This is a genomic window from Dietzia sp. CW19 (assembly GCF_014145265.1).
GTDB classification, from domain to species: domain Bacteria; phylum Actinomycetota; class Actinomycetes; order Mycobacteriales; family Mycobacteriaceae; genus Dietzia; species Dietzia natronolimnaea.
The window spans coordinates 1-8342 of sequence record NZ_JAALEE010000331.1 but is presented as its reverse complement, the minus strand read 5'-3'; the positions used below and the strand labels follow the sequence as shown (position 1 = coordinate 8342).

7 protein-coding genes and 1 pseudogene are annotated in these 8342 nt (G+C 68.9%); 4 read left to right on the top strand and 4 right to left on the bottom strand.

Translation table 11 applies throughout. The features are described 5' to 3' along the window. Nucleotides 1-46 precede the first annotated feature (46 nt). A complete protein-coding gene (locus G6021_RS10370; protein WP_182610868.1) occupies nucleotides 47-1138 on the bottom strand; it encodes a dihydrodipicolinate reductase in 1092 nt (363 codons plus the stop codon). Nucleotides 1139-1146: 8 nt separating this feature from the next. After that, nucleotides 1147-2148 (bottom strand): annotated as a pseudogene (locus G6021_RS10365) (Rieske 2Fe-2S domain-containing protein). A gap of 92 nt (nucleotides 2149-2240) precedes the next feature. Here G6021_RS10365 and G6021_RS10360 point away from each other — a divergent pair. Beyond that, a complete protein-coding gene (locus tag G6021_RS10360) occupies nucleotides 2241-2903 on the top strand; it encodes a TetR/AcrR family transcriptional regulator (protein ID WP_182641233.1) in 663 nt (220 codons plus the stop codon). Here the strand turns inward: G6021_RS10360 and G6021_RS10355 are convergent. Further along, nucleotides 2869-3360, bottom strand: coding sequence for an SRPBCC family protein (locus tag G6021_RS10355; RefSeq protein WP_182641235.1), 492 nt, complete (start codon nucleotides 3358-3360; stop codon nucleotides 2869-2871). The two genes, G6021_RS10360 and G6021_RS10355, sit on opposite strands and share 35 nt — an antisense overlap. Before the next feature lie 211 nt (nucleotides 3361-3571). Here G6021_RS10355 and G6021_RS10350 point away from each other — a divergent pair, with 211 nt between their 5' ends. Together G6021_RS10350 and ccsB are read left to right on the top strand one after the other, a co-directional pair. After that, nucleotides 3572-5263 (top strand): cytochrome c biogenesis protein ResB, encoded by a 1692-nt coding sequence (locus tag G6021_RS10350; RefSeq protein WP_182641232.1) that lies wholly within the window; start codon nucleotides 3572-3574, stop codon nucleotides 5261-5263. Further along, the gene (gene ccsB, locus G6021_RS10345) at nucleotides 5260-6258 is read left to right on the top strand and encodes a c-type cytochrome biogenesis protein CcsB (RefSeq protein ID WP_017835842.1); all 999 of its coding nucleotides are present in this window, start codon (nucleotides 5260-5262) and stop codon (nucleotides 6256-6258) included. The genes G6021_RS10350 and ccsB overlap by 4 nt, the downstream gene beginning before the upstream one ends. A 393-nt stretch (nucleotides 6259-6651) precedes the next feature. On the opposite strand, the gene G6021_RS10340 is transcribed toward ccsB, so the two are convergent. Further along, nucleotides 6652-7197, bottom strand: coding sequence for a hypothetical protein (locus tag G6021_RS10340; RefSeq protein ID WP_182641231.1), 546 nt, complete (start codon nucleotides 7195-7197; stop codon nucleotides 6652-6654). Between the two features lie 211 nt (nucleotides 7198-7408). Here G6021_RS10340 and G6021_RS10335 point away from each other — a divergent pair, with 211 nt between their 5' ends. Beyond that, nucleotides 7409-8083 (top strand): response regulator transcription factor, encoded by a 675-nt coding sequence (locus G6021_RS10335; RefSeq protein WP_182641234.1) that lies wholly within the window; start codon nucleotides 7409-7411, stop codon nucleotides 8081-8083. Nucleotides 8084-8342: the final 259 nt, after the last annotated feature.

Below are 8342 nucleotides of genomic sequence, written 5' to 3'. Positions count from 1 at the left end.
AGCCGCCGCCGCCGAGGGAGCCACGGCCGCCGAGCCCGGTGGCCCGCTACCTCGCGAACCTGCCGGCGAACGTCCGCAGCGGCAGATCTGCGCTGGTGACCACCCCGGCGGGCGCGGCGATGACCGACCTGATCGAGTTGAGCGCGGGCAGCCCGGTCACGGTCATGCCGATGGACGCGAAGTCCTCGGGATCGGAGAGGTCGACGCCGGGGGCGGGGAAGATCATGTGCTTGTTGTAGATCTGCGGATCGCCCTTGATCATCGTGATGTAGCACCCCTTGATGTCCCACTTGGGCTCGGTGAGCGGGGTCATCTGCCACTCGAGGTGGGTCTCGATCCGCGAGACCCCGTCGACCATCCCCAGGTACTTGATGTAACTCCCGCCGAGGGACCCCTCGGGTAGCCGGTACCAGCCCAGGTCGACGTCCTCGGTGCAGGCGCCCAGTTCGCAGTCGAACACCACCTCGTCCAGCTCGAGGTCGAACGCGTCGGCCATCATGTACACCGAGTCCGCGAACACCTCGGTGTACTTGCGCAGCATCCCCGGCAGCGCGGGATCGTCGACGGGCCTGCCGTAGCCGACCTCCGTCCAGGTGTCGGCGGAGTGGTGACAGGACACGTCGACGGACTCGATCGTGGTGACGTTCTCGATGTCGGCCACGTCGGCCGAGGCGACCAGGCCGAGGATCTGGTTGAGGCCCGGGTTCATGCCGGTTCCGTAGAAGGTGGCCCCACCGGACTTCGCGGCCTCGTCCAGGATCTCCCGCCACGACCGGCCGGACGGGTGCGGATGGTTGAGATCGCGGTGGTGCCCGGTGATCCAGTCGGCGGTGGTGACGATGTTGATGCCGGCCTCGAGGACCTGCAGGTAGAGGTCCTCGTCGGGGAAGACGCCGTGGAACGTCACCACGTCCGGCCGGGCCGCGACGATCTCCTCGACGGTGCCGGTCGCGAGAATCCCGACCGGCGCGATGCCGGCCAGCTCGCCTACGTCTCGGCCGACTTTCTCGGGCGAGTAGCAGTGGACGCCCACGAGTTCGAGGTCCGGGTGGGTGCCGATCCGCTTGATCATCTCGCTGCCGACGTTGCCGGTGGCGACCTGGAACACGCGGGCGGGCTCACTGGTGCTGCTGGTCATCTGAGGTGTCACCTTTCGGGGAGTGGATGATCGGGATAGAACTGGGTGGCCCATGTCCGCAGGGCGGTGAACCCCTCGTATTCGCCGGGGGCGAGCGCGGCGGGGTCGGAGTACTTCTGGTGTCTCCAGATGGCGAGGTCGGCCTCGAACTGCTCGATCACGCCGCGGCCGTGCCTGGCCGCGCGCTCGGCGGACTCGGCGTCGCCCAGGTCCGGGCGCCGGCGGATCCAGACGGAGAACCGGACGTCACAGGTCTCGTCGTCGACGGGGGTGACGCAGGTCGCGGTGCGGTTGTCGACCATCCCGTGGCTCCGGGTGACGGCGACCCCCAGCCCGCCGTTGATGGCCTCGACCCCGCTGTCGACCTCCTCGATCGAACCCGGCGAGCCCTCGAACGCGATGGTGAAATCGACGTAGGAGACCGGCTCGTCGAAGTCCTGCCTGGTGAAGACCGGGATGATCGGCACTTTGTGGACGAACCCGAAGTGCGCGAAGTCGACCCCGTTCTCCAGGACGTACTGCGGATGGAGGTGGAGCCGCTCCTCGACGAGCGTGGTCCGCGGGTGGCACGGGTGGTAGTCCTCGGCGCGCGTGCCGTCGTCCCAGCTGGTGAAGACGTCGGGCACGTCGAAGTACGGCTCGCGCCCCTCGAGGTCGTGCCAGATGTAGATCGACTCGTTTCGCTCGACCACCGGGTAGGTCCTGATTTTGCGGCCGAGGTTCGGGCGGTCAGCGTAGGGGATGGTGGTGTTGCGCCCGTCCGGGTTCCACTGCCAGCCGTGGAAGGGGCACTGGATGGTCTCGTCGACCACGGTGCCGCCGTGGCCGAGGTGGGCGCCGAGGTGCTTGCAGTACGCGTCCATGACGGTGGCCCGGCCGGATCGGCTCCGCCAGGTCACCAGGTCCTACCCGAACGCGGTGACCCGGTGGACGTGGCCGACGGGGACCTCGGCCGCCCACGCCACCTGGAACCAGCCGGTCGGCTTCATGGGGAGCGGGGGCTTGGGCATCGCTGAACTCCAATCTCTGGTCGAACGATCAACGGGTGGTCAACCGCGTCTGCAAAAACAGAATGGCGATTCTGCGAAGGTAGCATCGAGGTGTGGAGGCCACAGGAAAAACGACGACGACGACGACGAGGACCGGCGCCCGCGAGGACAAGCTCCGCGGCTACCGCCAGCAGATCCTCCACGCCGCGGAACGCGAGTTCGGCAAGGCCGGGTTTACCGCCACGCCGATGAACTCGATCGCGGCCACTGCCGGGTTGTCGCTGGCCACCGTGTACAAGTCCTTCTCCGGCAAGGCGGAGATCTGGGACGCTCTCCATCGCACGCGGATGGACGCCCTGTTGGAGGCCGTGCGCGAGGCAGACTCAGGGGAGCCGGGGCTCGAGCGCCTGCTCACCGGCCTGCGTCGGGTCTTCCTCTTCCTGGCGGCGCACCCCGCCTACCTCGAGATGAACCTCCGGGCCGGTGGGGGATGGGCGAGCAGCGTGGAGGGCGCCCACGGGATCCAGCGCACGGTGTGGAGCTCTGGCCTCGAGGTGATCGCCGCCGGGATGCAGGCCGCGGCGGACCGGGGGGAGCTCGCCGGCCTCGATCCGCGCATCGCCGCGGGGATGGCGATCTCCGCGCTCCAGGTGTGGTTGTCCGAGTGGGTGCGCTCGGAGCGGGCCGAGGATCCGGAGGCGCTGGTCGACGACATGACGCGGCGACTGCGCCTGCTGTTGACTAGCTCGGGTACCTCTCGGCCGCCAGGGCGCTGAGTCGCCGCAGGAAGCGGCGGAACAGCAGGTTCATCACCGGGCGGACCGCAGTGAGCGAGAGGTTGGTCGCCGCGGTGCCGTGCATCGCCAGGGTCCACGTGAGTCGGCAGCCGCCCTCGGTGGGCACGATGTCGTAGGCCTCGGCGAAGGCGTGGATCCCCTTGGTGGAGCTGGCGTTGAACCGGAATGCCATCCGGCGCTCCGGCTCCCACGCCAGGAACTCCTCCTCGCCGACCAGGCCGCCGAGCATGTGGACGGTGCGGGTGGTGCCCACGCCGTACGGGGGTTCGCTGGTCCAGACCACCTTGGTGATCACGCCCGCCCAGCGCGGCCACGAGTCGGCGTCGACGAAGATCTCGAACAGCTGTCGCGGCGTGGCGGGGATCGCCACGCTGTTGGTGAAGCGGAACCGGGCGGTGTCGGTGTGCTCGACGTCCACGGGTTCACAGGGGTGCATGGTCGGCATCGCCCCTCCTCTCGTCTGACCCCTGGAGGTCCATGTCCCGAGGCTAGAACACGTTCTTGTCCCGTGGGTCGTTCAGGCGGGCCGTGCCCTCACAGAACAGGCGGGCCGTGCCCTCACAGAAACCGCTCAGGAGCCCCCGACTAGTCTGGGTCCAAACCGGCGCCGCGACAGGTCGGCGCGCCGCGAACCGCAGATGGACCCCATGCCAGAGCCCAGAACCGCCGCCGCCCGCTCCACGCTGGGCACCACAACCGCATTCCTGCGCAACTCATGGCGCACCCTCACCGCCATGCGCACGGCGTTGATCCTGTTGTTCCTGCTCGCCGTGGCGGCGATCCCGGGCGCGCTCCTGCCCCAGCGCAGCCTCAATGAGGGCAACGTCAACGACTACATCGCCGAGAACGGCTGGCTGGGCGAGTTCTACGACCGCCTGCAGCTGTTCGACGTGTTCTCCAGCTGGTGGTTCACCGCCATCTACGTCCTGCTGTTCATCTCGCTGATCGGCTGCCTCACCCCGCGCTGCTTCGAGTTGGTCCGGCAGCTGCGCACGCCCCCGCCGCTCACTCCCCGCAACCTCTCGCGCCTGCCCCATCACGCCGCGTACCGCACCACGGCCTCACCCGAGCAGGCCGCCGACCAGGTCAAGGCCCAGCTCAAGGGCTGGCGGGTTCGGCGGAACGACGGCGACGGCCGCGTCCCCGGCACCATCGAGCTCTCCTCCGAGCGCGGCTACACGCGCGAGGTGGGCAACATCGTCTTCCACTTCGCCCTGCTCGCCCTGCTGATCACCTTCGCGGCCGGCAAGTTCGTCTACGCCGAGGGCATGCGGGTGATCATCGCCAACGCCGAATCGCCGGCCTTCTGCAACACCACCCCCAGCGCGTATGACACGTTCCGCGCGGGACTCCTGGTCGACGGCACGGATCTCGAGCAGTTCTGCATCAAGATCGAGGACTTCCGCGCAGACTACCTGCCCAACGGCCAGGCCGAGATGTTCACCTCCAACGTGCGGTTCACCGAGGAGGTCGCGACCACCGATCCGCAGACGTGGGAGCCGTACGAGATGCGGGTCAACCACCCTCTGCGCGTCGGGTCGACCCGCGTCTACCTGCAGGGCCATGGCTTCGCGCCCACCTTCACCGTCACGTTCCCCAATGGCGAGACCCGCACGGACACTCAGCACTGGCAGCCCACCGAGCTGCAGACGTTCTTGTCGTCGGGCATCATGCGCTTCGACCCGCCGGCCGGCCTGTACCCGGACCTGATGGAGCGGCGCACGCAGCAGATCGCCGTGCAGGGCCTGTTCGCGCCCACGGCGTCGTTCGACGGCACCATTCTGAGCTCGCGCTTCCCGCGGATGGACGACCCGGCGGTGGCGATCGACGTCTACCAGGGCGACGCCGGGCTCGACACCGGCCGCCCGCAGTCAGTCTTCTCGCTGGAATCCGACCTCATCGAGACCGGCGCCCTCGAGCGGCAGGCGCGCGTCAACCTCTTCCCCGGCGAATCCACCACCCTCCCCGACGGCACCGAGGTCCGGTTCGACGGCGCCGAGGAGTTCATCAACATCCAGGTCTCCGAGGACCCCACGCAGATCTGGGTGGGTGTCTCGGCCGCGGTGATGATGGCCGGACTGATCCTCAGCCTGATGGTGCGGCGCCGCCGCATCTGGGCGCGCGTGACCGTCGACGACGACGAGGTGACCCGTGTCGACCTGGGGGGCCTCGCCCGGACGGACCGGATGGGCTGGGGTTCGGAGTTCGACGAGCTCCGGGACCGGCTCGTCGCAGCGGCGGCCGTCACACCTGTCTTGCCCGAGGAGCCCGACTCGGGACACACTGCAACCAGTCGCGGCACCGCCGGCGACGCTCCGCGGAAGGACGACACCCGGTGAACTCTCTGATACTCGCCCAGGGCCTGCCCATCGACGAGACGCTCTCGACGTACAGCGACCTGGCGTTCCGCACGTCGTTCGCCATCTATGTCCTGGCGCTGATCGCCTCGCTGATCTACTACGCCGGCTTCCGGGTGGAGAAGGTCTCGCCGAGGCAGCTCGCCGGAGCCGGCGGGCCGGGACTCACCGAGTCCACGTCTCTCACCGATACCGGCGACGAGGACCGCGCGTCCGCGGGCAACGTGCGCTGGGCGCGTATCGCGCAACTGTTCGTCACGATCGCCTTCGTGTTCAGTGCGTCCTCGCTGGTGCTCCGCGGTGTGGCGACCGACCGTTTCCCCTTGGGCAACATGTACGAGTTCATCCTGGCCACCACCGTTCTCGCGGTGGGCACGGGACTGGTGTTCCTGCGCAAGCCCGCGTTGCAGGTGGCGTGGCCGTTCGTCCTCGCCCCGGTGTTGCTGCTGCTGTTCTTCGGCGGGACCCATCTGTACTCCGAGGCCGCCCCGGTGGTGCCCGCACTGCGCTCGTACTGGCTACCGATCCACGTGACGATCATCTCGTTGGGCTCGGGCATCCTGCTCATTCCGGGCGTCGTGTCGATCATGTACCTGCTGCGCGTGTGGCAACCCCAGGGTCAGGAGAAGGGGTGGGCCACGCGACTGACCCGGCCGCTGCCCGCCGCCGAAACCCTGGACCGGTTGGCGTACCGCACCACGGTGATCGGCTTCCCGATCTACAGCGTGGGCATCCTGCTCGGGGCGGTCTGGGCGGAGAGCGCGTGGGGCCGCTTCTGGGGCTGGGATCCCAAGGAGACCGCGTCGTTCATCTCCTGGGTCCTCTACGCCGGGTACCTCCACGCCCGCGCGACCAGCGGCTGGGGCCCCAAGAAGGCGGCGTGGATCAACATCGCGGGTTTCGTGGTGTTGGCGTTCAACCTCTTCTTCATCAACATCGTGGTCTCGGGCCTGCACTCCTACGCCGGGCTGAACTAACCCCCACACTGCCCCGCCCTGCCCCGCACCGCCCCGGCCTGCTGTGGTTGGTCGACATCACGCTGTGATTGCTTGACATCTCGCAGCTCCCCGCGCGGACTCTCGCGCATTCTGGCGACCAACTGGGCCGGCTGTCCTCGTGGCCGTGCTACTCGCTGCTCCGGGCGGCGGACCAGGTTTGTCCTCGACATCACCCGCGTGAGCTGGGGTGCCCTTCAACCCGGTTGCAGGGCACGGAGGTGGTCGCGCCTCTGAGCTGGGAGAGTGCGACGACGACGATGAGTTCCGGTCGCCACCGGGCATTCAACTGCTCGGTGGGCCGTCCGGGCCGGGGCTGGCGGAGGGGCTCATTTCGAGCATTCAGCTCGAGCGCCCTGACCGACCACGAGCCAGTCAGAGCTGCGCGAGCAGGTCCTTCCAGACGGGCTTCCAATACTCGATCGCCTCGGCCGAGTCGAGCTTGGTGTGCGTCAGCCCCACCGTGGACTTGCCGTTCTTCTTGTCGCTGAAGTTCAGGGCCACGCGCGTGCCGTCGGCCAGCGGGACCCGCCAGTAGCGCCACTTCTCGCTGCTCGAGGTGGCGGGGGGAGTCTCGACCTCTACGCCGCCGAATTCCTTCCGGTCTCCGGCGAGCTCCACCCATGCCTGAAGCGCCGCGTCCATGTCCCCGGTGACGGTCCGCGAGGTCGACAACTGGAAGTCGCCGGTGCACGACTGGCCCGGTACCCGCAGGCCGGCGTGCTGCTCGTAGGCGATGGCCGTGCCCTGGGCCCACCACTCGGCGCGCTCGACCGACTCCGGCATCATCCCCAGGGCTACCTTCGCGATCGCCGAATGCGCCATCTCCCGAGCGCCGGCCTGCTCGAGCATCTCGACCCACTCGTTCCACGATCGGCCGGTGGCGGAGGCGATGGCAGGGGTGTTGGACGGCTTGGTCATGCCGCCAATGATGCCCCGTCCCGGCGCGCTCCGGCCAGCCTTCGGAGTCAGACGTCCACCCCGGCGCGGCTGGCTCGCGGCCACCCCGGCGGGACCGGTTCCCAGCCAACTGCCAGCGAGCTGCCGGGGAATCGCCACGATCCCTCGGCATACTGAGCACGTGAACGCCGCAGCGAGCAACGCCCCCGACGCCCGGCCCGAGGCCCGCGTCATGGTGGTCGACGACGAGGAGGGCATCGTCGAACTGCTGTCGGTCTCCCTACGTTTCCAGGGGTTCGAGGTCGAGACCGCCCGCACCGGCGCCGAGGCGATCGACAAGGCCCGCCGCTTCCGGCCCGACGCGGTGATCCTGGATGTGATGATGCCGGTCATGGACGGTTTCGACGCGGTCAAGCGGCTGCGCGCGGACGGCTGTGACGCGCCGGTGCTGTTCCTCACCGCGCGGGCCGCCGTGGCCGACCGGGTCGCTGGGCTCACCCTGGGGGCCGACGACTACGTGACCAAGCCGTTCAGCCTCGAGGAGGTGGTGGCACGGTTGCGCACGATCCTGCGTCGCGCGGGCACGCTGTCCGGGGCCGAGCGCAGCTCGCGGCTCACCTTCGCCGACCTGGAGCTGGACGAGGACAGTCACGAGGTTCGCAAGGCGGGCCGGGCCGTCGCGCTCTCGCCCACCGAGTTCACTCTCCTGCGATATCTGATGGTCAACTCCGGGACGGTGCTGTCCAAGGCGCGCATCCTCGACCACGTGTGGGACTACGACTTCGGCGGAGACGGCGGCGTGGTCGAGTCCTACGTGTCTTACCTGCGCAAGAAGATCGATACCGAGGAGCCGAGACTCATCCACACCATCCGCGGCGTCGGCTACGTGTTGCGCGAACCGCGCTGATGCCCAGTTCGCCGGGCTTGCCCGCCTCGTCGTCAACCGCGGCCGCCGCTCCCACCCCGTGGCGTCGCGCGGTCCCACTGCGGGTGAGTCTGGTCGTTCTCGCGGTGGTCCTGACCGCGCTCGCGCTGCTGGTCTCGGGGGTTGCCGTCACACGCGCGCTGGAGGCCTCGATGCTCGAGCGGACCGACGCCTCGCTGCTCCAAGCCGAGCGCGGGTGGGCCCGCCCGATGGGTGATCTGCCCGCCGAGGCGCCGCCCCC

Coding starts and splice junctions, on each gene's coding strand:
- G6021_RS10335 (WP_182641234.1), top strand. CDS start 7,409: ATGGTGGTCGACGACGAGGAGGGCATCGTCGAACTGCTGTCGGTCTCC.
- G6021_RS10370 (WP_182610868.1), bottom strand. CDS start 1,138: ATGACCAGCAGCACCAGTGAGCCCGCCCGCGTGTTCCAGGTCGCCACC.
- G6021_RS10355 (WP_182641235.1), bottom strand. CDS start 3,360: ATGCACCCCTGTGAACCCGTGGACGTCGAGCACACCGACACCGCCCGG.
- G6021_RS10340 (WP_182641231.1), bottom strand. CDS start 7,197: ATGACCAAGCCGTCCAACACCCCTGCCATCGCCTCCGCCACCGGCCGA.
- G6021_RS10350 (WP_182641232.1), top strand. CDS start 3,572: ATGCCAGAGCCCAGAACCGCCGCCGCCCGCTCCACGCTGGGCACCACA.